This window comes from Alteromonas sp. BMJM2 (assembly GCF_027257845.1).
Lineage (GTDB): Bacteria > Pseudomonadota > Gammaproteobacteria > Enterobacterales > Alteromonadaceae > Alteromonas.
The window spans coordinates 1-26,010 of sequence record NZ_JAPVOT010000012.1; the positions used below are offsets into that span (position 1 = coordinate 1).

A 26,010-nucleotide genomic window follows, 5' to 3' on the forward strand; every position below is an offset into this window, starting at 1 on the left:
GAGGTGCGCATTATACGCTGGAAGTTTTCGCTGTCAACACTTTTTGAAAATTTATTTTCTAAAGCGTTTCTTCTTAACTCCCGTCTTTACTGGCCTATAAAGGTAGTAGAGACTTACTTCAGGAGGGATGCTGTTTTGCTTTTCCCCCGAAGCGGATGCGCATTGTACTTATCTGTAACCTGTCGTCAACACCCTTAGTAAAATAAAAAGCAAAAAAGCGACCAAGTGGTCGCTTTTTAATCTTTTTGACTATTTATTGTCAATAACGGTAACCGTTCATATGTGTTTAACTCAAACCGTGTCATTTAACGGCTGTTAATGAGCCTAACACATCGCCCGTCTATGTAACCTTATCGTCATCGTTAGACTGAGTATTCGTATTGCTAGATTCATTTTTAAAGTCCGCATCCTCTTCATGGTCGCCAACAACATCATCTAGAGTAACTTTATCTACTGTTCTAAATGTATTAATTGGACCAGCGAGTGCATAAAGTGCAAACACGATAAAAAGAACCAAAGCTGGCTCTGTTGCTACCACGACAAATATAAGCAGCACTAACAATAAAGCAACGAAAGGCACCTTGCCGTGCCAATTTACTTCTTTGAACGAGTTATATTTGAAATTACTCACCATTAGTAGCCCAGCTAAACCGGTAACGGCAGCGACGACAAAACCATAGTCTGTACCCACTACATCGTATTCAACGCCAACCCATACTAAGCCCGATACTACCGCAGCCGCTGCTGGACTAGCTAAACCTTGGAAAAAACGCTTGTCTGCAATACCCACCTGCGTATTGAACCGCGCTAGCCTTAATGCAGCACCAGCTACATAGACAAATGCAGCAAGCCAACCTAGTTTTCCTAATTCAGTTAACCCCCAATTGTAAGCAACTAATGCAGGCGCCATACCGAATGACACCATATCGGCCATAGAGTCGTATTCAGCACCAAAATCGCTTTGCGTGTTTGTCATCCTTGCTACCCGACCATCTAAGCCGTCAAATATCATGGCGATAAAGATAGCCACCGCTGCTGCTTCGAATCGACCATTCATAGATGATACAACTGCAAAGAAGCCCGAAAACAGACCCGCAGTAGTAAGTAAATTGGGAAGTAAATATATTCCTTTACGCTTTTGTTCAGACATATGTCCTCATAGCTCTACATACATAATGTATCAATTATTTCATAGATATTGGTTTACGCATAGTAAAGTAGAGAATGTTGCTATCTACAAAAATGCTTATTAAGCGCGATGATGTTCTGCAAACTAAGTATTTATTGTGCTGCTTTTGTTCTTTTCACCGACATTTCGATTTTATGAGATGTGTCTTTCTGTTAGATGGTGAAGCACACTTCAATAACTAAGTATCAACGTTCATACTAAACTCTCGCGGTCGTTTATATATTATGAAAGCCTAAGGGATTGTTTCTCAACTGACCGTCAGTTGCTTTGAAGCTTTCATCCCCATTCAAATTATTTAAATTGGGTTTAAGGAGAATATAGATGTATAGACATAGCCGCCTTCTATCGTGTCGAGTGCTGTTGGCTATACCGGTGTTATTTGCACTTGTTGTATCGGTTTCTCCAGCCCACGCTAAGAATGACAAAAATTCCTATAAAAATTGCAAATCAAAAAATGCTAAACACGCTTGCAACTCTTCGTTAGGTGAAAGTGTTTATGACACCAGCCTCAACAATACATATAACCTAGTAGACGATGGCGTTTCCCATGGAACTAATGCCCTGAACTCTAGCGTAGTAGTCAATGGGGTGAACATTTCAATAGCGGCTTTTGCAGATACCAAAAATGTTTACAACGAAGCGGTTGTTGGCGCTAATTTAGAAAAAATATCTGACCAGTGGGCATATGGCGTTACGAACAACGATGAAGCCAATTACTACGGATGGTCAGATCATGCAATAGACAACTTGAATCACTACAGCCCAGGCAGCGATAATGCTTATTATAGTGGTATGACGAATGTTGAGCGCGATTATGATTTTGTTTTGTTATCTTTCGATAACGCAGTCACACTTACGGGCGCTGGATTTTCATGGATTGCAGATACAACCGATACACAAGTTTCCGTTGCGGCTCTGAGTGGAGTTTCAACACTCACTTCTGGCGTAAGTTCGTGGAGTGATATCGTGGCCGATGCATTAACTACGGCTTCGTTTGACATAGAGAGCTCTGAAAATTCAGGTTATGACGCCGATTTTACTTTTAAAGAAGCCGCTAATTATTGGCTGGTTGGTGCTTATAATACTGTTTTCGGCAATATTGGTGGATATGTTGGGAATGATGCGTTTAAATTATCAGCTATTGATTTTTCGACTTCTCAAGGTTCAGAACTGAACGCAAACATTGAAGTTTCAGCTCCAAAAACTCTAGGTACCATGTTGGCGTGTTGTATACTTTTTATAATTCGTAGGAAAAATCAGGCTTTTCAACTATAGTCGTATGCCCAACTTTCAAGGTGTCAATTAAATTTACAATTAGATATATGAGCTACAAAAAAAGCATAACAATCAATCGATTAAAAAATGGCCCACAATTTGCTAACTAGGCTCAGTAGCAGTCTTTTTCGCAGTGGACAATTTATGAAATATTTTAAAAGTGTTGCGTTTTGCGCCGTATCACTATTTAGCAGCACCGCATTTGCAACCGATAGTAGTCTTAATGAGCAAACGTATTCGCTGGGTTCTAGTACTTACATCGATGAGTCACTAAACCCCATCTCTAATAACGTGATTAATATCAATGGGAAAGATATTTACGTTGGTATCACAGGTTGGGCTGATACTGGCGGTGGATCAGATGATTTAAAATTAGAACAGGGCGACATTAAGGGTTGGAAAAATAGTCATGGAGTTTGGGGGTATGGGCTTTTTAACAACGATTTTCGACATAACAGTGAGCACGACACCTTCGACACACATGCTCTAGATAACTACACTAATGAAGGAACCAACGATTTTGATATGTTTCTTGTTTCGTTTAGTGAAGCGGTTACGTTGACCGGTGCTGCTTTTAGTTACAAGAACGGTGGTGACGGAGAGAGAGAGATTACAGTAGCGGGCCTTCACAATATTAATGCCTTTCAAGAAAATACACATTCTACATGGAGCAGTGTTTACAGCACTGTTAAAGAAAATACCTTAGGCCATTTTAGCCTTGGAAATAAATCCGAAGGGGTTTTCGAGTCAGATTTCACTGACACTATTGCAGGAACTGCTCAATATTGGTTAGTAGGCGCGTATAATACGGTATTTGACGACAATAACAGCACCCACCATGGAGTTGGCCTGAAGTTATCTTCACTAGATATCGCAATTCAAAATACACAACAAAACACAGACGTCAGCGAACCAGGTGCTCTTGCATTAATGAGCCTAGGTCTTGGTTTAGTGCTTTACAGACGCAAACGTCGCGCTTAATTGTTTTAAAACGGTTAAAAAACACGTATCTTTAAAAGGTGGCTTAGGCCACCTTTTTTTATGCTATTTTTATGCTTGAATAAGGCAAACGCAAAGGTAACTATGAACTTGTTTAATAATAAAAAGCGCTTTGTAAAACGCGCTCTCTTCTCTGTCATCGCCACCTCTTTTTTCACAATGAACGGTTTTGCCACAACATCAGAAGATTATGAAAAGGCGTTAACTGCGTTTAATCAAAGTGAATACGACGAAGCCTATATACACCTTAAAAATAGCCTGCAAAAAGACCCTGAAAATTTAGCTGCTAAAATTCTGATGGGAGAAATTCTCCTCATAAATGGTTACCTTACTGCAGCAGAAATAGAGTTTGTAGAAGCGCTAGAAATGGGTGCTGATATCAATTTAGTCGCCGAGCCTTTAGGGAATACTTGGCTATTTTTAAACAAATACCAAGATATCGTCGATTTTAGCGAACTTGATAAGCTATCTGGTGACTCCGAGCAGGAATGGCTGCTTATTCGCGCCACTGCATGCATTCGTTTGGAAGATGAAGCCTGTGCATTTAAAGATTACAACTTACTGTTATCTCGCGCCCCCAACTTTGTACCTGCAATTAACGGCTTAGCCTCTATTGCCCTTCAAAACGAGGACTTAACAAAGGCGTCGACTCTCATCAACAGGGCCATGGATGCGGAGCCAGAAAACGCAATAACGTGGAGATTGAAAGGCCAACTTGCTTATCGTCAGGGCGATAAAGATGCAGCAACTAAACACTTACAAAAAGCGTTATCCTTTAACCGTGATGATCCAATTGCTCTGCGTAATCTCGTAGATCTTTATTTAGAAGCTAAAGATTACGACACCGCTAAACTATTTGTTGACGAGATTATCGAAGATACCCCAAATGATCCGCTTGCCATTCTACTGAATAGCTGGTTACAAAGTAGAGACAACGAACAGGCAATTGATAATGAAAAACTAAAAGAACTCAATGAGTTTATGGCGCAGTTAGACCCAGACCTTATTACCTCACAGCCAATGCTGTTGTATATCAGTGGGCTGACAAATTTTTTCAATAACAATATGGAAACCGCAGCTAAGGATTTCACCACTTATCTGCAAAAAGAGCCTGAAGACCTCCAAGCAGTGTTGATGCTGAGTCAAGTTTATATGGCCACGCAGCAGGATAAGCAAGCGCTATTGCTTCTTGAACGCCATCAAGAAGCGCTTATGGAAGACCCCGATTCAGCGCTTATGCTTGGCAATCTATTTATTAGCCAAAACAAAGCGTTTAAAGCTGAACGTTTACTGCAAAACTTAGAATATAAATACCCTAACGAAGGCAAGTTACAGCTTTTCAAAATCAAACTGATGGCCGCAAGGGGGAAGCGAGAAGAAGCGCTTTCTATATTAGAAGACAATCTACCCGCGTACCGTGAAAACGCGGGCTTCTTATTTACCTACTCACTAATGAACTTACAAGCCGAAAAATTCGAGAAAGCTCTTAGTGGCGCAGAACTCCTTGGTACTCTATTTCCGGATGAAGCGGAAGTGTATAACTTGAAGGCCGGCATTTTAATACGTCAGGGGCTTTTGGAAGAAGCAAAGACTAATATTGAAAAAGCGCTGGAACAAAACCCTACGTTATTCCCAGCGAAATTCAATCTAGCCGCCACTCAAAGTAGATTGGGCAACGTTGAAAAGTCTAACGAGCTTATCGAAGAGCTATTAACACTATCCCCTCAACACAACGAAACATTGATGCTAAAGGCATTTAACCTGTCAAAAGAAGGTGAACTAGGTAGCGCTAAACAAATTTATCTCGATATTCTTACGCTATCACCATCGAACATGTCGGCAAGAGAGCGAGTTTCATCTTTATACCAACAGCAAGGCGACACCAAAAGTGCGTTGTATCATTTAGATCTTCTGCTAAAAGACGACTTTGATAATGCAGACTACCTTCTTCGCAAGTCAGCCTTACAAATACAAACCAACGAACGAGCTAACGCAGAGAAAACACTGAGTATTGTCCGCAACTTTATCAACGACGATGCTGGTAAGTTAATCACTTATATGGAGCAGGCTCGCGCTATTGGTAACAACGAGGCAGCAGAGGCTGCTATGGCAAGAGCCTACGAAATTGCCAACAGCAATACATTTGTGACCTTACGCTACGCTAGCTTATTGTTAGATTTGCAAAACAATGAAAAAGCGAAAGCGTTGCTTAAGAATATCTCAAAAGAACAGCAACAGAGTCCGGTCTATCATTTCTTAACGGGTAGGCTTAATGCTAACCTGGGCAAAAGCGAGTCCGCAGTTAACGCCTATAAGCGCGCATTAGCAATTGATCCAAGTTTTGCCCAAGCGTTTATCGCTATTTATAACTATGCTCTCAACGAACAATTTGTCGATGTTTTTCTAAACACGGCTCGTAAGATGGTCGAAGAAAATGCTAAAAATCTACTGGCCAAAAATTTATTAGCTCAGTATCTATTTTTCATTCGTGATTTTGAAGAATCAACGGCTCTCTATGAAGAACTCGTCAAAGAGCCTAATCTTTTAAATCCGGCTGAAGCTTACAATCGATTAGCAATAATGAGTATAGAAGCGTCGCTGGTGACCGCGAGAAACTATGCGCAAAAAGCCTATGAACTACAACCAAACTCAGCAAGTATTTTAAATACCTACGGCCATATAAAAGCACTGCGCGGTGAGTATGAGCAAAGCTTGCAAATGTTGCGTGACGCTTTTGCTAGAGACGCAAAAGATCCAAACATTCGCTATCACCTTGGGTATACCCTTGCCAAATTAGGTCGTATCGATGAAGCGAAAAAAGAGTTGGAATACGCCGTAAGTGTAGAGCGGCCATTTTTCAAGCGCCCTAATGCAAAGGCGCTGTTAGAGAGCTTATAAATTTGTATAGCAAACGCTACCCGCAACATGCGCAGTTACGGGCGTGTTTGACCATTTTGCCAATCCCTGGGTTAAACGTATTGGTGGGGTCTAATTCTTGATAAAAGCGTTGTAATGTAGCCTCTGCATCATATAGATGCCCCACATTATGCTCAGCTGGGTACTTTGCTCCGCGATTATCGAGCAGCGCTAGCATGTCAGCCTTAACCTGCTTAGCATCGGCCCCCTTTTTCAGTACATAGTCTTGGTGGAAGACGTGGCAAAAAAAGTGGCCGTAGTATAAGGCTTTATCGATATGCCGACTTATATGCTCAGGTAAGCTTTCTAGCCAGCTTTCATCGTTGCGCCTAAGTGCAATATCAAGGGCTAATACTTCTCCTACGTTATCTTCATTAAGAGTTTGATAACGCATGGCTGCGCCTGCAGCAGCAAATCGCAACAAGAAAGCTTTCGACGCTTCCTCTTTATTGCAAATAATAAATGCGCCTTCTCTCTTCTCTGTAGCAAAAAGATTACCTAAGTACCGCTTCGCTTCCTCTATTCCTTGATTACTCATTTTAAGAATAAGATGGTGTTCGTACTGGTTTCGAAATTGGGTCAAAGAGTTAGGTAAAAACCGAGGAAAAAGACCACCCGCCAGCTGCATCGCTTTGTCGGTTAAATGGTTAGGAAACACTGTTGAACGACGAAGAAACGCATCTATACGGCCTTTAGCGGCAAATAATTTGGGAAGTGCTGCTGTACCTAAGTGATGAATACACAGGCAGGTGTCTTTTCCATACTTTTCTGCAATGTTGAACATGTCTCTATGCAAATACTCCCCTACTTCGGGAAGTTGCGACAATTGAGACAGCATATCTCGTCTGATTTGCGTTAACACCGCAGGATCATTGGTACCAATATAGAAGGTTTGCTCTTCTTGAGGTACTTCAAAAGTATCAACAACAACAGCGAAAATGGCTATTTTACCAGCGCAGCCGCTAGCTTCAAATAAACGAGACGGGTCTGCGTTAAAGCGGCTGGGCGTATCGGCGCTAGTATTTCGTACAATTTCTTCGTAATCACTGGCCGATGCTTTTTTGTCCGTCTGTATTTTATCTTTCGCAAAATTGCCCGATGAAAGGTTTGCAATTATGTCTTCTGGGGTATCACCTAATTCAATGCCTAAATGATTGACCAGCGCTAATTTACCACTGTTATCCACACGAGCGTAAAGCGATAGTTCAGTATACGCAGGGCCCCGTTTTACCAGTGCTCCGCCTGAATTATTCGCAATACCTCCAACTATTGAGGCGCCTAAACATGAAGAGCCGATTACAGAATGTGGTGCCCTTCCCACTGGCTCCAATTTCTTTTCAAGATTATGCAGAGTTGCACCGGGGAAACTGATAGCTTGTTTGCCATTATTGATGAGAACAATATCATTCATCGCTAATGTGTTGATGACGACCACCGGCCTGTCGTAGTCACTGCCATTCGGAGTAGAGCCTTCGGTGAGCCCAGTATTTGCCGCTTGCATGATAATAATGCATTTTTCGGCAACACAAATTGAAAGGGCTTCCCAATATTCCATAAGCGTTTTAGGGAAAAGAACAGCGATAGCATCACCACCACCCGAGCGCCACCCCGTTCGATAGTGCTCTGTACTTTTGATGTTGATAGAAACGCCACCATCACCTAACACATCTTGAAACTGTTCAATAATACTGTTTGTTTTCACTGCAGCTCTTTTTGTACTTTCATCAACATTTTTTCCTATACTACCGCCTCGACACAAAGATGCCCATTAAATACAGGCACAAAAAAGCGGGTGTCTTTCCAACACCCGCTCGCTGTTTTTCTTTAAAGCTTGGCTGTATTTAAATATCTTACCCTAAAATATTCAGCTATCTATTCGTTAACAATAAACAATTTATCATCGTCGGCATCTATCTTAACCGTAGACTCTGGCGCCAAGTCACCAGAAAGCAATTGCTGGGCTAATGGGTTTTCTATTTGAATTTGAATCGCCCGTTTAAGTGGTCTAGCCCCAAAAATAGGGTCGAAACCAGCCTCTGCTAGTTTGTCCATCGCACGACCAGTTAGCGTGAGTTTGTATCCTTTCTCTGTCAGCCTCGCTCTTAATGATGCAAGCTGTATTTTTGCAATCGCTTTTATCTGCTCTTTGCCTAGAGGATGGAACACAACAATATCGTCAACACGGTTTATAAATTCAGGGCGGAAGTGCTGGCCCACCACATTCATCACCATCGACTTCATTTCATCGTACTGGCTTTCATCGTGCTTATCTTGAATGACATCTGAGCCAAGATTAGACGTCATGATTACTACGGTATTTTTAAAATCTACCGTGCGACCTTGACCGTCTGTTAGTCGACCGTCATCAAGCACCTGAAGCAGAATATTAAATACGTCTGGATGCGCTTTTTCCACTTCATCTAGAAGTATGACTGAATAAGGCTTACGACGAACTGCTTCGGTTAAATACCCACCTTCTTCATACCCCACATAACCAGGAGGGGCGCCAACAAGGCGAGAAACCGAATGCTTTTCCATAAACTCAGACATATCTATTCTGATCATGGCGTCTTCGGTATCAAACATAAAGCCAGCCAGCGTTTTACAGAGCTCTGTTTTACCCACCCCCGTAGGTCCTAAAAATAGAAATGAACCGATGGGACGGTTGGGGTCAGCTAGTCCTGCTCGAGAGCGACGAATTGCATTAGACACCGAGTGCACAGCCTCTTCTTGCCCTACCACTCGCTTGTGCAGTACATCTTCCATTCGCAGTAACTTGTCCCGCTCACCTTCCAACATTTTAGATACCGGAATGCCGGTCCACCGAGACAGTACATCTGCTATTTCGTTATCCGTCACTTTATTTTTAACAAGCTTAGTTTCACGAGTCTCGCTTTCGGCAGCGTGCTCTAATTTAGCTTCAAGTTCTGGAATTCGCCCATATTGAAGCTCAGACATACGGTTGAGATCTGATGCTCTGCGGGCAATCTCTAAATCTAACTTAGCTTGCTCGAGCTCGGACTTTATTGTCTGCGTGCCCTGCATAGCATCTTTTTCATCAAGCCATACTTTTTCGAAAGCAGCATATTTAGTTTCCGCCTGCTCTCGTTCAAGCTCTATCATTTCTAAGCGCTTATGACTGGCATCGTCCGTCTCTTTAGCCAACGCTTGTTCTTCTAGCTTCAACTGAATGATTCGACGCTCAAGCCTGTCCATATCTTCAGGCTTTGAATCTATTTGAAGTCGAATACTTGATGCGGCTTCGTCAATTAAATCAATGGCTTTATCAGGTAGCTGTCTGTCGCTTATATAACGATGAGACAGACTTGCAGCCGCTACGATAGCAGGGTCGGTAATATCAACAGAGTGGTGGAGCTCGTAACGCTCTTTAAGGCCGCGCAATATAGCAATAGTGTCTTCAACGCTTGGCTCTTCCACTAATACCTTTTGGAATCTGCGCTCTAATGCAGCATCTTTTTCTATGTATTGACGATACTCATTAAGAGTGGTCGCTCCTACACAATGAAGTTCCCCGCGAGCGAGCGCTGGTTTAAGCATATTACCTGCATCCATGGCGCCATCACCTTTACCGGCTCCAACCATGGTGTGAAGCTCGTCAATAAAGAGAATAACTCGTCCCTCTTCCTTCGACAGTTCATTAAGAACCGCTTTTAAACGTTCTTCAAATTCACCGCGGTATTTAGCACCAGCAATTAGTGCCCCCATGTCTAAAGACAGAACTCGCTTATTCTTAAGCCCTTCGGGAACTTCGCCGTTAATTATTCGCTGTGCTAGGCCTTCGACAATTGCCGTTTTACCCACACCTGGCTCACCAATTAATACCGGATTATTCTTTGTACGGCGCTGCAACACTTGAACAGTGCGGCGAATTTCATCGTCTCTGCCGATGACTGGGTCAAGTTTGCCCTGCTCCGCTCGTTCGGTAAGGTCAGTAGTATATTTTTCTAATGCCTGACGCACATCTTCAGCATTCGGGTCGGTAACCGTTTGACCACCGCGCATATCATCAATTGCTGCCTCTACGATGTCTTTGGTCACGTTGAGGCTTCTTAAAATTTCACCGAGTCGACCTTTATCGTCTATGGCGGCAACAACGAAAATTTCAGAAGTGATGTAGTCGTCTTTACGCTGCTGTGCAATCTTGTCACACATATTAAGTAAGATAACGCTATCTTTACCTAACTGAACTTCACCGCCAATTCCCTCAATACGAGGTAACCTCTCTATCGCTTGGCTTAATGCCGAACGCAGCGCATTAACGTTAATTTTTGCTTGGTCAAGTAATGGTCGCACCGAACCGCCCTGCTGGTTGAGCATGGCCGTCATTAAGTGGACAGGTTCTATGTATTGATGGTCTCGACCCAATGCAAGTGATTGAGCATCGGATATAGCGAGCTGAAATTTACTGGTAAATCTGTCTAATCTCATAACCTCAACCTTAAAATGAAAATTTCTTTATATTGTATTTATGGGAGCTTATGAATGATGATTCAAGTCAGTTATGTTAAAGATGATGAAAAACTTGATTCAGCGCAACATTATCTAAAACCAATGACACTGACAATTCTGCCTGTGGCACCGTAATTATCGTGGGTCGCTTTTCGATGGGAATAAAACAAGTCATTTTGGCAGTAAGTACACAAATTGCTTTGCGTTATATGTTGAATACCAAGACGAGCTAGCTGCAAATTTGCTATGTTTGGCAAGTTGAGTAGATACTTACCCGTCTCTTTTTTTTGCTTCACGCTGTTTTTATAGTGAGAAAACTTATCGGCTAACGACGCATCAACTTCGTAACACTCTCCGCAAATGGCTGGGCCAACCCAGGCAACAAGTTGTGAAGGTTTACTTGAGAAATGCGCAACTGCGTTAGCAATAATGTTAGCTTCAAGCCCTTTCCATCCTGCATGGATAGCCGACACCTCTTTCCCTCGCCTATCGCTTAACAACACAGGAACACAATCTGCGGTCATCACTGCACAAAAATGTGCTGCATTAGAAGAGAATGAGGCATCGGCAACAATGGACGACGCAGGTAACGTGACCACTGTCTCGCCATGCACCTGCTCTAACCACGTTATCTTATCGCTGCAAGGCAATCGCGCGCGATTGTCGCTGACATTTTTAATGTCATCGCCAACATGCGCTCCTATGTTGAACCCTACATAGTCATTTCCGCTGTCATTTTCTTGAGCGATGCTATTTACCAGAGCGTTGCTCTCTACCGTAGCTTTTCCGCTAACGCCTGAGCAGCGTGTGGATGTGTAAGCCACTACGTTATCGGGAAAGCATTCTGGAGTAATGAAACGCTCACTTAACGACATATATCTAAATCATATCTTCCGGGTTTTCTTTGGTGTCTTGTCTAACCGCTTCTAACAAAGACTGCATGTCGTTAGGCAAAGGGGCTTTCCACGTCATCCACTCTTCACTTTCTGGATGGAAAAACGAAAGTTGTGCTGCGTGAAGAGCCTGTCGCTGAAAACCTCTCAATGCATCGATAAAACTTTCAGATGCGCCTTTAGGTAACCGAGGGCGTCCACCATAAGTTTGATCGCCTAGCAAAGGATGCTTCAAATGCGCCATATGTACTCGAATTTGATGTGTTCTACCTGTTTCAAGCTTTAAGCGAATATGTGTGTAGGCTCGAAACTTTTCAATCACTCTAAAGTGAGTAATTGCAGGTTTACCGTCTTCTCTTACGGCCATGAGCGTGCGCTTGGTTGCATGACGACCGATAGGTTCATCCACTACACCACCAGCAACCATGGTACCCATTGCAATTGCTTCGTATTCCCTGCTCATCTCTCGACGCTGAAGCTGATCAACTAAATGGGTTTGCGCTGGTACGGTCTTCGCTACAACCATCAGGCCTGTTGTGTCCTTATCAAGGCGGTGAACAATACCTGCACGAGGAACGCGATCGATGTCGGGCACGTGGTTAAGCAGCGCGTTAAGCACGGTACCGCTTGGATTTCCGGCTCCCGGATGAACGACTAAGTCTGCAGGTTTATTTATCACCATAATATGCTCATCTTCAAAAACGATGTTCAGAGCGATATCTTGAGCGACACTTGTTACCTGAACATCCATTTCTGCGCGAACGGTAATAACTTCGTCTATTTGCATTTTATGGCGTGGAACCGTGATAACCTCGCCATTTACTGCAACGTTGCCATCCTGAATCCAAGTTTTTAACTTTGAACGTGAATATTCAGGGAACAAATCGGCCAAAGCCTGATCTAAACGTAAACCAAAATGGGCGGCTTGTGTTGAAGCCTCTAATTGAATTGTGTTTGGCACTTGCGTCATAACACCTAACATTGCGTGTAAAAAGGGTATTATAACAAGTATTCACCCTGTACACTGCGTTGTTTGCGAATTTGTATGGTTTTTCTCATCGTTAGTACGTTAGAATGCGGGCAACGTGTTGTTGTTTAACACATGAGCGTAGACAGCGAAGTATTAAAACTGTTTAGCAGGAATATAGAATTATTATGAAATCATTTCGTCTTTTAGCGCCAGTTTTCCTAGGTGCTATGGTGACCTTAACAGGTTGCAGCTCTTCAGAATCTGAAGAGGAAAAAATTGTACTTGCAAACATGGGTGCACAACAACTTTACGACAGAGCTTCTGAAAGCATGGAAGTGGGCAATTTCAGCGCCGCTGCGCAAACGCTTAGCGCACTAGATTCTCGCTATCCTTTTGGCCCATTGTCTCACCAGGTTCAACTCGATCTTATCTACAGTTACTACAAGTCGGGTAAAATTGACGAAACATTGGCTACAGTTGACCGCTTTATTCGCCTTAACCCTAATCATTCAGATGTAGATTACGCGTACTATATGCGTGGGTTAACGAATATGGAATCAGACAGCAATCTTTTTCAAGAGCTGCTGACAATAGACCGCTCTGACAGAGACCCATCAAAATCTCGTCAAGCGTTTGAAGATTTCAGACGGCTAATTGAGCAATACCCAAACAGTAAATACGCCCCTGATGCTAAAAAGCGTATGCTGCATATTAAAGACAGACTAGCCAGATATGAAATTGCTATTGCTCGTTTCTACATGCGCCGCCAGGCTTACGTAGCTGCAGCGAATCGCGGTCGGTATGTCATTGAACACTTTCCTGATACAACGCAGGTGAGGGACGCCCTTGAGATAATGGTGTCGAGTTATGAACAACTTGGATTGGATGACTTGCGTTTAAACGCTATGAAGACGTTAAAACTGAACTTCCCAGAAAGCGACTTTATCAGCTGATAAGGTTGCTGCTAACATCCACTAGCTCAAAGCAAAAAAAACGCACCTTCGGTGCGTTTTTTATTTATTGGAGCTTTTTCTAGCCTATCTGAAGAACAGATGACTGAACGGGTTGAGCAATCGAGCTAAACCTGACGTGAAGTGTAATGGCTGATCCACAATACTGAAAACCAAACACCCTTCCTTCGTATCCGACTTAGGGGTGTGGGTCTTGTTACCATCCATAAAAATGAAATCGCCAGTATCGTAATTAGCTAAACCATCACTGAATTCACCGTCGATAACCAACGTATACTCAGTACCTCTGTGGGTATGCTCAGGAACACTTCCGCCACTGCCCATAAAGATAAAGTTCGCCACACCTTGATTACCTAAATCAACAGGTGCTTGCCAGAGCTTTCCGACCAAACTAGACCAGTTGCCCGTTTTGTCGATATAGCGATGCAATGTACGTGGTAGTTTAAAGGCACGACCATCTAGCTCAATCGTTACCGACTTCTCCTTGAAGCTGCTCGTCTCTTTAGACGTTCTAGCATCAGACTCTATTGACGACGGTGCCTGCGTTATTTGAGACAACATATCGCCAAACTGAGCAGACTCGTCAAAACTCTCTTCTATTTCTAACACCATGTCAGCCGCTAGGCTTTCAGTTTCGCTTTCAATTCGCATTTGACACTGCTCACACATGTCACAGTGTGCAGATACCAATAGCGATACAGCTGGCGTAAGACTGCCCACAACGAATTCTGTAATCTGTTGAGGACTTGGGTGAAACTTAATCATTGTCGTTCAGCATACCTTTTAAACGTTGAAGTGCTAGTCGAGTTCTCGACTTCACTGTACCTAATGGGATAGATAGTTCGTTTGCAACTTCTTGCTGAGATTTGCCATCTATATAGATAGCTTCAATTACTGCTTTTTGTTTAACCGGTAACGCTTCAAACATATACCCAATTTGCTCGAGCGTAACTTGCTCGTCAAGGGGCGCTTCGTTTAAATCTGCTGTTTGTTCGCACAATACTGGCCACAAGTCATCAGAGCATACGTCTTCTTTTCTGTTTTGTAGCTTGCGCAGCATATCGAAACGTATGTTTCGTGCAATTGTGAATATCCATGTAGATGGCGACCCCTTTTCAGCATTGAAAAGGTGGGCTTTTTGCCACACATTAGACATTGTGTCTTGTACTAGCTCCATCGCTAAAGCTTCATTACCCATTTGTTTTAATGCGTAGGAGCGAAGGCGAGGTGCAAAATAATTGAAAACTCGAGAAAATGAGCGTTTACAGCGAGCGTCAGCAACCGCTACAAGGTATTCAGACATTTCGGTAGCACATTCTTTTGGTTTGATTGTGCTATTGCTTTGTTCCAATGGAATTCCAACTAACATAATATTCGTCCGCTTTTCCGTTTTGGTTGCATCATACTACGGCTTTTTGACTTAAAACGTTCGGAGAAATCGCACTTTGCGCGTTACGATTTTGTAATGAAGCTGTCATGTTGTTCAAATGACGCATTAACCTATTAACGTAGACAGATACTTTAGCAAGTAAGTGCATTCTCGTTGTTCGAGAAAATGCTGCTTTTGCGAACCGTCTACTGGTAATAGTTCTAGCCATCTATTTAATACCCAGTTCGGACTATCAAATTTCGGCTCATCGTATAACGATGCTAACTCTTCATAATTCCCGAATATTTCTTTAAGTCGCTCGTCCATAGGCGCTATTTGTTGAGTTGATAGGTCACAATTCCATGAATCGATGGGATTACACACCCCCGTTCTCAATTCATCTTTTTCGACAAGAATGTCTTCGACCTCAACTAGGTGTGAACCAGCAACCTTTATGCCAAGCAAGCCATCGTCAAGCATATCAAAGTCGACCACTGTGGCGTACGTGCCTATTTTATGTATGTGCTCGTTCGCCGATTTATCGCCGTTAGCATTTAACATACACATTACAAACCCTTTGTTTTCGGCGCATGCCTCTTTAACCATGCGCACATATCTGGGTTCAAAAATTCGTAACGCCATCCTCCCCTCTGGTAACAGATGGGCAGACAATGGGAATAAAGGAAAACGATTATTACTCATACACCACACTTCCAAGAATACATAAAGAGTTACGGAAGTGGGTACGAATTGGATCCATATGAGAAATATTTTCACACCGCCTTTTTTACACTTGATCTAATCTCTAGCAAAAGCGGTAATGTTGTTAAGTTCATCGACGTTATATTAGAAAGAGTTAATTAAATTCAAGTGCTTGTGTCATCTTTTATAACGAGCCATTCTTTGGAATCAGAAAACACACGAACACAGTAGCGCTGAACCTTGCGCACTAATAGCACACTAATACTGGTACACGCGCTGTATAAGATAAGTCATATATTGATTTAGTTATTCAGAACCTATTACCTGAGAAGTAGACATGCCAAGGCGTGCAGAGGATTTAGTATGGAAGTCATTCAACGATTTTGTAAAATTTACACAGACATTTGTAAAATATCCACCGAGGATCTTAATGAGATTTATTCACAAAATATCGTATTCATAGATCCTATCACCACCCATCGAGGTCTTGATGCGGTGAAGTCATATTTCAGCAACCTTCTTGAGCAAGCCGACACCTGTAAATTCAATATCGCTGACATACTAGAATGTGCGCCCTCAAAGTGTAACGTTACACATATTGCAAATTGGACAATGACCTTAACCTTAAAAGGAAGCGATAAGGTTATTACTTTAGATGGAACCACTCAACTAGGAGTGAAAGACGACATCATTGTTTATCACAAGGATTATTACGATTTGGGCGAAATGGTCTATGAACACGTACCTTTATTAGGTTTCGTGATTAAAAAGATAAAAGGAAGACTCGCCAAATGACAACATTGCTAATTACCGGAGCAACATCGGGGATCGGAAAAGCACTTGCTGAGCATGCAGCCCAAAAGGGTTACGACGTAATTGCGTGCGGCAGAAATGAAGAAGCGCTAAGTGAATTAGCACGCCATGAGAACATCACTTCATGTCAATTTGACGTGTCATCACTTGATGATACTAAAAATGCGCTAAAAGATATTCAGTTTGATATCGCGATTTTAAATGCGGGTACTTGTGAGTACGTCGATATTGATCAATTTGAATCCGATATGTTTCGCAGAGTATTCGAACCTAACTTTTTCGGTGTAGTTAATTGCGTAGATGCATTCATCCATAACCTTAAAGCGGGTAAGACCTTAGTTATTGTAGATAGTATGGCTAGATTACTTCCCTTTACTCGTTCACAAGCCTATGGCGCAAGTAAAGCAGCACTGCACTACTTTACGAAAAGTCTCGAAGTAGACTTGCACGACAGAGGCGTTAAGGTACAAGCAGTATCGCCTGGTTTTGTAGAAACGCCGTTAACAGAAAAGAATGATTTTGATATGCCAATGAAAATAACTGCTCAAGAAGCGGCCGAAAGTATGTTGAAAGGGATTGAAAGCGATAAACGTACGATATTTTTCCCGAAAATGTTTGGCTATATATTAAGGTTAATGAATGTATTACCATCTGGTCTGCAAAAGCGATTGTCCCTGTCCATGCGCAACGACAAATGAGTAGTTTAAGAGAAATATAATAATGACTAGAAAAGTAGCAATTGTGGGTACAGGTATCGCAGGTTTAACATGTGCTCACCTTTTAAATAAGAAAAACGACATCACTGTTTATGAAGCAAATGATTATATTGGCGGCCACACAGCAACAAAGACAATTGTGGACGAAGGTGAAACCCACAACATCGATACCGGTTTTATTGTTTTCAATGATTGGACGTATCCAAACTTTATTAAATTGATGACCACCCTTGGCGTAGAGTGTCAGCCTACTGAAATGAGCTTTTCTGTAACCAGCAAAAAAGCCAACCTTGAATATAACGGCAACACAATTAATAGTCTTTTCGCGCAGCGGAGAAATATTCTTCGGCCTAAATTCTGGCGCATTGTACGAGATATTCTCAAGTTCAATAAAGCCTGTAAGTCAATGGTGGCAGAAAAGAGAGATACATCAGCCCTTACGCTACAAGACATTATTGACGAGTTAGGATTGAGTGATGATTTCGCTCGTTATTATATTTTGCCAATGTGCGCCGCTATTTGGTCGAGCAGCCTTGAGCAAACGCGCCGCTTTCCCCTGACTTTTTTCCTGCAGTTTTTTAACAACCACGGTCTACTCAACATTACCGACAGACCACAGTGGTACACCATCGTTGGTGGCTCTAGTCAGTATATTGCTCCGTTAATCGCTCCTTTTGAATCGAAGATAAAGCTGTCTTGTGGTGTAAACAAAGTGACTAAAGACGGCGAGCGATGGTCTGTTACCGATGCAAAAGGCGGCGTGGCACATTTTGACGACGTGATATTTGCCTGTCACAGCGATCAAGCATTAGCCATGCTGGAAAATGCAACGGCCTCACACAAAGATATTTTGGGCAACATACCGTACGGCGAGAATGACGTGGTTATGCACAAAGATATTGGGCAGTTGCCAAAGCGGAAATTAGCATGGGCTAGCTGGAATTATCGCCTTAAAGAAGACGCTACAGAAGAAATGCGCCCCGCGTCTGTTACTTACGACATGAATATTCTTCAGCGCCTAACTGCTAAAAACACCTATTCTGTCACGTTGAATAACACGAGCGAAATAGATAGAAGCAAAATTCTTGGGCTATATCGATACTCTCATCCCCAATACAGCGCTGACATGGTTAACGCACAACAACGCCGTTCTGAAATTTGTGGCGTTGATAATTTACATTTTTGCGGTGCGTATTGGTACAACGGCTTTCATGAGGACGGTGTAGTTAGCGCCTTAGACGTATGTAAGCGTTTCGGTGAGACACTGTGACGGCAATGCATATAGAAAGTGCAATATACAAAGGCAGTGTTTACCACGAACGCTTTAAGCCAACGAAGCACAAATTTGTTTACGACATTTATTTATTCTGGTTGAAGCTAGACGAGTCAGAACTCAACACGTTATCCGAAAATTTAACACATTTTTCAATTCGCAATTGGGCGAGAGCGCGGTTTAAACGCAGTGATTACCTAAGCGATGATGGGAAACCTTTAAAAGACGCAGTGCTTGAGAAGATGACATCATTAAACGGCGAGACCGCGCTAGATGGCGACGTATTTATGTTGGGACAATTGCGCATGTGGGGGCTGTACTTTAGCCCTGTGAATTTTTACTATCTCAGGCAGAGTGACGGCTCTTTTAGCCACATGCTTGCGGAAGTTAGTAATACACCGTGGAATGAAAGGCACTATTATTTAGTCGATTTATCGACACAAGAAGATACGCCTAAAGCCTTCCATGTTTCGCCATTTAACCCAATGGACATGACCTATCAATGGCGCATAACGCAACCTTCAGATAAGCTATCATTAGTAATGGATTGCGTTAGAGCAGACAAAGAATTCTGTGCGGGAATAAATTTAAACAAATTTACTTTAGATAATGCGAATCTAACTAAAGTAATGAGACGTATACCTAGTATGACAATGAAAACTGTATTGGGAATATATTGGCAAGCACTTATGCTATTTATAAAAAAGACGCCTCTATATACACACCCAGAAAAGAGTCAGGAAAAATAAAAAATGTCTTTTGGTGAATCTGTATTACTCTCTACATCAGAGGTTTCGTTTGTAGACAAAACCTGTAGAACGCTGTTTCTTAAATGTTTGAAGCACCTTCCCCTTGGTAACCTTACTATTCAAGAAAACGGCGACACTATTGCAACGTTTGGCAACGAGCAGGATGAATTATCCGCCGTTGTAAATATTAAAGATGTAAAAGCTTATCGCAGCCTTTTGCTTGGTGGCAGTGTTGGTGCCGGCGAAGCCTACATGGATGGTCACTGGGACAGTAACGACGTGACCGCTGTGGTGCAGGTGTTCGCACGTAACCTGCCCACGCTCGATGAGTGGGAGAATAAATTTAAGTGGCTAACCATGCCCGTGATGAAGTTACAGCACTTTGCACGCCGCAACACCACTAGCCAAGCAAAAAAGAATATTGAAGCCCACTACGACTTAGGTAACAAACTCTATACCCGCTTTCTCGATGGTACAATGATGTACTCATCTGCAGTTTATCCAGATCCAAACGCCTCGTTAAACGAAGCGCAGAATCATAAGCTTAAAACCATATGCGACAAACTTAAGCTTAATGAAAATGACCATCTTTTAGAGATTGGCACAGGCTGGGGTGGACTAGCAGTATACGCAGCGAAGCATTACGGTTGTAAAGTCACTACTACCACAATATCTGAAGAGCAATATGCGTGGGCACAAGAGTGGATAGCGAAGGAGCAGTTGCAAGATAAAATCACACTCCTTAAGAAAGACTATCGGTTATTAGAAGGCAAATACGACAAACTCGTGTCGATTGAAATGATAGAAGCAGTGGGCCGTTCGTTTTTAGGAAATTTCTTTGAAAAATGCTCTTCGCTGCTAAAAGAAAATGGCCTTATGCTTTTACAGTCAATTACCATTGATGATAGGCGCTATGAAAGTTATTCGAACAGCGTAGACTTTATTCAGAAATACATTTTCCCAGGTGGCTTTTTACCTTCTCAGTATCAACTGAATGCCCATCTTAAAAAGCATTCCGACATGATGATCAGAGATTTGCACGATATCGGTATCGATTATGCAAAAACATTGAATCACTGGTATGAAGCATTTATAGCGGCAAAAGACGACCTACTGCAAGACGGATATGATGAACGTTTTGTTCGCATGTGGACCTACTATCTCAAGTATTGCGAAGGCGGCTTTCTTGAGAGAACTATTAGTACGGTACAGCTTGTTATTTCAAAGCCTCAATACAGAGACTTATTGGCCCGCGGAAATTAATTAAAATTAGAGTGAGGCCGAATTTACAGGCCTGGCAAACAAAAAACGACGCAATTGCGTCGTTTTTTTGTCTTTTTCTCAACGGATTTTTTCTGACTTTTACCATCTGGCCTTTATCACCTGGCTTATATCAACTGGCTTTTATCGATTGAACAATCAAACGGTGAGTATCAGTCTTATTTGGCAGTCTTAATTGAAAGGCCTAATTGAAAGGCTCAATTGAAAAGCTTATTTGAGAGCCTTCTCTGTCATCAGTCACCCTAGTCATCGATGACGGAGATAGGTTTTGAAATCATAGGCTCGCCTTGGTTTATATTAATCTCAACCCGTCTATTTCTTGCCCTATCGGATGCTGATGTGGCATTTTCCACAATAGGATTGGTATCGGCCATCCCTACTACCGACATGCGGCTTTCGTCGAAGCCAGGCGCAGTTCGCATGGCCTCAGCAACTGCAACGGCTCGCTGAGCAGACAGGTCCCAATTGGAGCGATAGAGCTCGTTAGCAATATGCTGGCCGTCGCTGTGACCCGATATGGCTATTTCCCCTGGCACGTCAGCTAACAATGCACCAATCTTACGAATAACCGGCTGAAACTGTGGCTGTAAAAACGCAGAGCCCGCTGAAAATGAACCGTTTTCACGTATACGAATGGTAAGCTGTTGACCTAACGACTCCATTTCAACAGAACCGTCGAGAATTTGTTTTTGAAGCTGCTGGGCCACTTTTTTCATTAACTCAGCCGTTTGAGACTCCTCTGAGCTTTGCGATGCAGAGGAGGACGAGTCTGTTGCAGTTTGCTGCGCTTGGCCGCCTCGTTGCTCGCCGCGTTGTTTCTGCCTGCCTCCAGCGGAATCTTCATCACCCGCTTGAAACTCCAACATCTGCTGCGTCATTTCGATGGTTTGCTGCTGAATGGTTTCGATTGGCGTAGGATCTGGCTTTCCCGGTCTAAATTCCATCGCAATAACGCTGGTGCCTTTTGGAATATCTTTCACTTCTATCTTGTTTTGCACACCAAACGCAAAACTCATAGAGCCTGCTATTTGCTTAAACTTAAGAACATCCATTTCTGAAAATGAAAGAAGCAGTACAAAGAAGCACATCAGCAACGACATTAAATCGGCAAATGTCCCCATCCACGCTGGGAGGCCTTCGGGTGGGCACTTAGGACATTCTTCTTCAGCCATTACTCTTCCTCACCTGTGCTGCGCTTACTCGCCGCTAGGTAATTTTTCAAGATGCCATCGATAACGCGAGGGTTTTGGCCATCGGCTATACCCACAATACCGTCTAAAATAAGGCTTTGATTCAGCTTTTCTTCAAGTGCCCGGTTAGATAACTTAACCGCGATAGGTAAACATATAATGTTGGCAAAGAAGGCACCGTAGAGAGTGGTAAGTAGTGCAACCGCCATGGCCGGGCCGATTGATTTAGGGTCGTCCATGTTAGAGAGCATGGCTACCAAACCAATGAGCGTTCCAATCATTCCCATAGCAGGTGCAACGTCCCCCATACCTTTAAAGATAGTTGCGCCAAACTCATGCCGGTCTGTTGTCATCTTGATGTCTTTTGATAGCGTTTCTCTTACTACCTCTATGTCGTGACCGTCAACGAGCATGTCGACGCCTTTTTGCATAAATTCGTTGCTTATTTCTGCCTCTTCTAGTGCTAAAAAGCCACCTTTACGAGCTGCATCAGCCATTTCTACAATCTTCTCGATAAGCTCTTCTGGCGTATCGATTTTAAACATAAAGGCTTTACCAGCAACCTTACCTGCACCAAAGAACTGACCCAACGTAAATTGGGATAAAACAACAAATAAGCTCCCACCGAATACGATAAGCAATGAGGGTACGTTGATAAACATACTCATGGTACCGCCCATCAACATCGCCATTACGATAAAGCCGATGGCTCCCAACATGCCTATTACGGTTGCTAAATCCACTCACTCTTCCTCTTAATATGCAGCTAGTACTAGTGATATACATTGATTCTATCGGCAAAGTATAGAAAATCTATAACAACATTGTTGAAAAATATCACAAATATCTGCCGTGTTTTACGTAATAGTAAATTTTTAATGGCGTTGATGATAGCAATCGGTATCCAGGTCGCGAATAGTATGTATAGCCTGATTTCATCTTGTGTAGCGTCAGTATGAACTCGTAAAATCATAGAATAGCGCTAAATTAACTATTCTTTACTGCTCCTCGAATATTCGGTTAGATGTTCGATATTGGGACAAACCATTTGACCCACCTGCAACCGTCCGTTAATGTGCGCCCTATGGTAATTTTGCCCATTATCGAGCACTTTTATGACAAAAAAAACGGATACCGCAACGTTTGAAGAAACCCTTGCTGAATTGGAATCGATCGTCGATGAAATGGAAAACGGTGATTTGCCGCTCAATAAAGCACTAGAAAAGTTTGAGCGCGGTATAGCACTCTCTAGACAAGGCCAAAAATCCCTTGAAAATGCTGAGCAAAAAGTACAAATTCTGCTCAACGAACAAGGCCAAGAAACACTACAATCGCTTCCTGAGAGTGAGCATCCCTAACCTGCACACTTTTTAACTACAGGTAATTTAATGAACTTCTCTGCTCTTCATCAGCAAGTTAAGCAGCAAACTGATGCGTCTTTATTGCAGCTAATCGAAGAACTCCCCGATTATGCCCCCCAACTGAAGGCCGCCATGCGCCATGCCCTTCTGGCAGGCGGCAAGCGCATGCGTCCACTGCTCGTGCATGTGGTAGGCAACACTCTTGATGTACCACAGAAAGATCAAATAGCCATCAGCATGGCGATAGAGTGCGTACACGCCTATTCACTGGTACACGATGATTTGCCCGCCATGGACGATGACGACTTGCGACGCGGCATGCCTACTTGTCATATTGCATTTGACGAGGCAACAGCCATTCTTGCAGGCGACGCACTTCAGACACTTGGCTTTAGTATACTCGCCGACGCTGAGCTTAGCGATTTTGGAGATACTAAGCGTGCAAAACTGCTTAGCATACTTGCAAAATGTGCGGGCTATCACGGTATGTGCGGTGGCCAAGCCATCGATTTAGCAAGCACTGGGCAAACTATAGACATTGATGCATTAAACATGTTGCACAGGCTAAAAACCGGTGCCCTACTTCGTGCTTGCGTTGAGATGATTACCACCGTTTGCGACCGTTTAGATGAACAATCCAAAGCCGATCTGCTGCTGTTCGCCAGTAATATTGGCCTAGCATTTCAAGTCCAAGACGATATTTTGGACGTAGAAGGTAATGATGAAACTTTAGGGAAACCGGCAGGCTCCGATGAAGCTCAGGGAAAAAACACCTTCCCTGCTAAGCTTGGACTGGAAGGTGCAAAAGAGGAATTGGCCGTGCTGCATCAAAAGGCACTACAACCCTTAACCCGATTACCTTACAATACAGACAGTTTAATTGCGTTTAGCGAGCTTTTGGTAAAACGTAACCACTAGCCACGCGCCATGTTGAAAAAGATAATAAATTAATGAGTTTAGACCTCCAACATTACCCCACGCTTGCCCTTGCGCAGACGCCGGACAAATTAAGGCAGTTACCTCAAGAGAAACTGCGCGAACTTGCCGATGAACTTCGCGAGTACCTTCTGACTTGTGTAAGCCAAAGCAGCGGACATTTTGCTTCCGGCTTGGGCACTGTCGAACTAACCGTGGCCCTTCATTATATTTATAATACGCCATTCGACCGTTTAATTTGGGATGTAGGCCACCAAGCTTATCCCCACAAAATAATAACCGGTCGCGCAGATCGTATGTCAACAATTAGACAAAAAGACGGTCTCCATCCTTTTCCTTGGCCAAGTGAAAGCGATTACGACACCTTTGCAGTTGGACATTCTTCTACATCAATCAGTGCAGCTTTAGGCATGGCTGTCGCTGCAGAGAAAGAAGCGAAGGGTAGAAAAGTGGTATCGGTAATTGGCGACGGCGCCATGACCGCAGGTATGGCGTTTGAAGCGCTTAATCATGCGGGCGATATAAAGAAAGACATGGTTGTTATCCTCAATGATAACGAGATGTCTATTTCTGAGAATGTAGGTGCACTTAACAGCCACCTAGCGCGCTTATTAACAGGTAGCCTATTTAATTCTATACGCGACGGCGGAAAGAAGCTATTAAGCAATGTCCCACCCATTAAAGAGTTTGCCAGCAGAGCTGAAGAGCATTTAAAGGGAATGGTGGTTCCGGGCACAATCTTTGAAGAGCTTGGCTTTAACTACATTGGTCCCATAGATGGGCACGATGTAAACGCAGTGGTCGATACCTTGCGCAACATGCGTAAATTTGAAGGCCCACAGCTGCTTCACGTGGTAACCAAAAAAGGGAAAGGCTACGCGGTTGCCGAAGAAGATCCCATTAAATTCCATGCGGTGCCCAAGTTTAACCCTGCCGATAACGCGTTGCCAAAAGCAAAAGCAAGTGCGCCCACCTACTCCGCGATATTTGGCGAGTGGCTGTGTGATATGGCGGCCAAAGATCCTAAACTCATGGCGGTAACGCCAGCTATGCGTGAAGGCTCGGGGATGGTGGCATTTTCTCAGCAATATCCCAAGCAATACTTTGACGTTGCCATTGCAGAACAGCACGCCGTGACCTTTGGTGCAGGTTTAGCCAAAGAGGGCCTCAATGCAGTTGTGGCTATTTACTCTACGTTTCTTCAGCGAGCTTACGACCAGCTAATTCACGATGTAGCCATACAGAATTTACCGGTACTGTTTGCGATAGATAGAGCGGGCATTGTAGGAGCTGACGGGCCTACTCATCAGGGCGCGTTTGATATCGCCTTTTTACGCTGTATACCAAATTTAATTGTAATGGCCCCTTCAGACGAAAATGAATGCCGCCAAATGTTGTACACAGGGCACTTAGCTAACCAACCAGTTGCCGTACGCTACCCTCGTGGCTCAGGCATGGGCGTAACGCCCGACAAAGCCATGACAGCACTAGAGATAGGAAAGTCACGCACTTGTCGAGAGAGTAAGGCCAAGGAAACCCAGCGCATCGCCATTCTTAACTTTGGCTGCTTGCTCCCAAATGCACTTGAAGCGGCAGAGGCCATCGATGCGACTGTTATAGATATGCGCTTTATCAAGCCCCTAGATGGCGATGCTGTTTTAAAGGCTGCACAAGAGCATGATGTACTGCTTACACTCGAAGACGGTTGTATCATGGGCGGTGCTGGTAGCGCTGTACTCGAACACCTTCAGCAGCACGGTGTAATGAAGCGAGTCAAGATGCTTGGTCTCCCTGACAGCTTCATTTTGCAAGGTACTCAGCAAGAAATGTACGAAGAGCACGGAATGGATGCGAATGGCATTGTAGCTAGCGCTACCCAGTTATTGTCTCAGTAATTGAGAACAGATTAAAAAGCCCGCGATAATGCGGGCTTTTTA

22 protein-coding genes are annotated in these 26,010 nt (G+C 43.2%); 12 read left to right on the forward strand and 10 right to left on the reverse strand.

All coding sequences use genetic code 11. The features are described from left to right. Nucleotides 1–340: 340 nt before the first annotated feature. Nucleotides 341–1,150 (reverse strand): CDP-diacylglycerol--serine O-phosphatidyltransferase, encoded by an 810-nt coding sequence (gene pssA / locus O9X84_RS13065; protein WP_269520169.1) that lies wholly within the window; start codon nucleotides 1,148–1,150, stop codon nucleotides 341–343. Nucleotides 1,151–1,510: 360 nt separating this feature from the next. Between pssA and xdp1 (O9X84_RS13070) the strand changes: the two genes are divergently transcribed. The 3 genes from xdp1 (O9X84_RS13070) (at nucleotide 1,511) to prsT (ending at nucleotide 6,361) form a co-directional block, all read left to right on the forward strand. Continuing rightward, nucleotides 1,511–2,464 carry an exosortase-dependent surface protein XDP1 gene (gene xdp1 / locus O9X84_RS13070; protein ID WP_442864540.1) on the forward strand — a complete coding sequence of 318 codons (954 nt, stop codon included), beginning with the start codon at nucleotides 1,511–1,513 and terminating at the stop codon, nucleotides 2,462–2,464. Between the two features lie 144 nt (nucleotides 2,465–2,608). After that, nucleotides 2,609–3,445, forward strand: a complete 837-nt coding sequence (xdp1, locus tag O9X84_RS13075; protein ID WP_269520171.1) for an exosortase-dependent surface protein XDP1 — start codon at nucleotides 2,609–2,611, stop codon at nucleotides 3,443–3,445. 102 nt (nucleotides 3,446–3,547) lie between these two features. Next, nucleotides 3,548–6,361 (forward strand): XrtA/PEP-CTERM system TPR-repeat protein PrsT, encoded by a 2,814-nt coding sequence (gene prsT / locus O9X84_RS13080; protein WP_269520172.1) that lies wholly within the window; start codon nucleotides 3,548–3,550, stop codon nucleotides 6,359–6,361. A 16-nt stretch (nucleotides 6,362–6,377) separates the two neighbouring features. Here the strand turns inward: prsT and dld are convergent, their stop codons facing one another. The 4 genes from dld to rluD all read right to left on the reverse strand — a co-directional run bounded on the left by dld (nucleotide 6,378) and on the right by rluD (nucleotide 12,712). Further along, nucleotides 6,378–8,081 carry a D-lactate dehydrogenase gene (gene dld, locus O9X84_RS13085; protein ID WP_269520173.1) on the reverse strand — a complete coding sequence of 568 codons (1,704 nt, stop codon included), beginning with the start codon at nucleotides 8,079–8,081 and terminating at the stop codon, nucleotides 6,378–6,380. Between the two features lie 170 nt (nucleotides 8,082–8,251). Next, nucleotides 8,252–10,828: an ATP-dependent chaperone ClpB gene (clpB, locus tag O9X84_RS13090; RefSeq protein ID WP_269520174.1), complete on the reverse strand. Its 2,577-nt coding sequence runs from the start codon at nucleotides 10,826–10,828 to the stop codon at nucleotides 8,252–8,254. Nucleotides 10,829–10,938: 110 nt separating this feature from the next. Continuing rightward, a complete protein-coding gene (gene pgeF / locus O9X84_RS13095; protein ID WP_269520175.1) occupies nucleotides 10,939–11,724 on the reverse strand; it encodes a peptidoglycan editing factor PgeF in 786 nt (261 codons plus the stop codon). A gap of 4 nt (nucleotides 11,725–11,728) precedes the next feature. Continuing rightward, nucleotides 11,729–12,712 carry a 23S rRNA pseudouridine(1911/1915/1917) synthase RluD gene (gene rluD / locus O9X84_RS13100; protein ID WP_269520176.1) on the reverse strand — a complete coding sequence of 328 codons (984 nt, stop codon included), beginning with the start codon at nucleotides 12,710–12,712 and terminating at the stop codon, nucleotides 11,729–11,731. 185 nt (nucleotides 12,713–12,897) lie between these two features. Between rluD and O9X84_RS13105 the strand changes: the two genes are divergently transcribed. Beyond that, nucleotides 12,898–13,665, forward strand: a complete 768-nt coding sequence (locus O9X84_RS13105; protein WP_269520177.1) for an outer membrane protein assembly factor BamD — start codon at nucleotides 12,898–12,900, stop codon at nucleotides 13,663–13,665. 84 nt (nucleotides 13,666–13,749) lie between these two features. Here O9X84_RS13105 and O9X84_RS13110 read toward each other — a convergent pair whose 3' ends face one another. The 3 genes from O9X84_RS13110 to O9X84_RS13120 form a co-directional block, all read right to left on the reverse strand. Continuing rightward, nucleotides 13,750–14,448 carry a ChrR family anti-sigma-E factor gene (locus tag O9X84_RS13110; protein WP_269520178.1) on the reverse strand — a complete coding sequence of 233 codons (699 nt, stop codon included), beginning with the start codon at nucleotides 14,446–14,448 and terminating at the stop codon, nucleotides 13,750–13,752. Then, a complete protein-coding gene (locus O9X84_RS13115) occupies nucleotides 14,441–15,052 on the reverse strand; it encodes a sigma-70 family RNA polymerase sigma factor (protein ID WP_032096937.1) in 612 nt (203 codons plus the stop codon). The genes O9X84_RS13110 and O9X84_RS13115 overlap by 8 nt, the downstream gene beginning before the upstream one ends. Nucleotides 15,053–15,178: 126 nt before the next feature. Then, nucleotides 15,179–15,754: an LON peptidase substrate-binding domain-containing protein gene (locus tag O9X84_RS13120; RefSeq protein WP_269520179.1), complete on the reverse strand. Its 576-nt coding sequence runs from the start codon at nucleotides 15,752–15,754 to the stop codon at nucleotides 15,179–15,181. A gap of 363 nt (nucleotides 15,755–16,117) precedes the next feature. Here O9X84_RS13120 and O9X84_RS13125 point away from each other — a divergent pair, with 363 nt between their 5' ends. From O9X84_RS13125 to O9X84_RS13145, 5 genes are read left to right on the forward strand one after another with little or no spacing between them, the layout of a single operon-like run. Next, a complete protein-coding gene (locus O9X84_RS13125) occupies nucleotides 16,118–16,549 on the forward strand; it encodes a nuclear transport factor 2 family protein (protein ID WP_269520180.1) in 432 nt (143 codons plus the stop codon). Continuing rightward, entirely contained in the window at nucleotides 16,546–17,265 is a 720-nt protein-coding gene (locus O9X84_RS13130) for an SDR family NAD(P)-dependent oxidoreductase (RefSeq protein WP_269520181.1), read from the forward strand. The genes O9X84_RS13125 and O9X84_RS13130 overlap by 4 nt, the downstream gene beginning before the upstream one ends. 22 nt (nucleotides 17,266–17,287) lie before the next feature. Then, on the forward strand, nucleotides 17,288–18,553 hold the full coding sequence (locus tag O9X84_RS13135; protein ID WP_269520182.1) for an NAD(P)/FAD-dependent oxidoreductase: 1,266 nt from the start codon (nucleotides 17,288–17,290) through the stop codon (nucleotides 18,551–18,553). A 5-nt stretch (nucleotides 18,554–18,558) separates the two neighbouring features. After that, on the forward strand, nucleotides 18,559–19,305 hold the full coding sequence (locus O9X84_RS13140) for a DUF1365 domain-containing protein (protein ID WP_269520267.1): 747 nt from the start codon (nucleotides 18,559–18,561) through the stop codon (nucleotides 19,303–19,305). Nucleotides 19,306–19,308: 3 nt separating this feature from the next. Beyond that, complete coding sequence (locus O9X84_RS13145) at nucleotides 19,309–20,568, forward strand: SAM-dependent methyltransferase (protein ID WP_269520183.1); 1,260 nt, start codon at nucleotides 19,309–19,311, stop codon at nucleotides 20,566–20,568. Between the two features lie 260 nt (nucleotides 20,569–20,828). On the opposite strand, the gene O9X84_RS13150 is transcribed toward O9X84_RS13145, so the two are convergent. Further along, nucleotides 20,829–21,758, reverse strand: coding sequence for a flagellar motor protein MotB (locus O9X84_RS13150; RefSeq protein ID WP_269520184.1), 930 nt, complete (start codon nucleotides 21,756–21,758; stop codon nucleotides 20,829–20,831). Then, nucleotides 21,758–22,519, reverse strand: a complete 762-nt coding sequence (gene pomA, locus O9X84_RS13155) for a flagellar motor protein PomA (RefSeq protein ID WP_032096930.1) — start codon at nucleotides 22,517–22,519, stop codon at nucleotides 21,758–21,760. Before pomA ends, O9X84_RS13150 begins: the two co-directional genes overlap by 1 nt. A 372-nt stretch (nucleotides 22,520–22,891) precedes the next feature. Between pomA and xseB the strand changes: the two genes are divergently transcribed. The 3 genes from xseB to dxs are packed head-to-tail and all read left to right on the forward strand — an operon-like array spanning nucleotide 22,892 to nucleotide 25,968. Beyond that, the gene (gene xseB / locus O9X84_RS13160; RefSeq protein ID WP_269520185.1) at nucleotides 22,892–23,134 is read left to right on the forward strand and encodes an exodeoxyribonuclease VII small subunit; all 243 of its coding nucleotides are present in this window, start codon (nucleotides 22,892–22,894) and stop codon (nucleotides 23,132–23,134) included. Nucleotides 23,135–23,164: 30 nt separating this feature from the next. Then, nucleotides 23,165–24,055 (forward strand): farnesyl diphosphate synthase, encoded by an 891-nt coding sequence (locus O9X84_RS13165; protein WP_269520186.1) that lies wholly within the window; start codon nucleotides 23,165–23,167, stop codon nucleotides 24,053–24,055. A gap of 32 nt (nucleotides 24,056–24,087) precedes the next feature. Next, on the forward strand, nucleotides 24,088–25,968 hold the full coding sequence (dxs, locus tag O9X84_RS13170; RefSeq protein WP_269520187.1) for a 1-deoxy-D-xylulose-5-phosphate synthase: 1,881 nt from the start codon (nucleotides 24,088–24,090) through the stop codon (nucleotides 25,966–25,968). Nucleotides 25,969–26,010 lie beyond the last annotated feature (42 nt).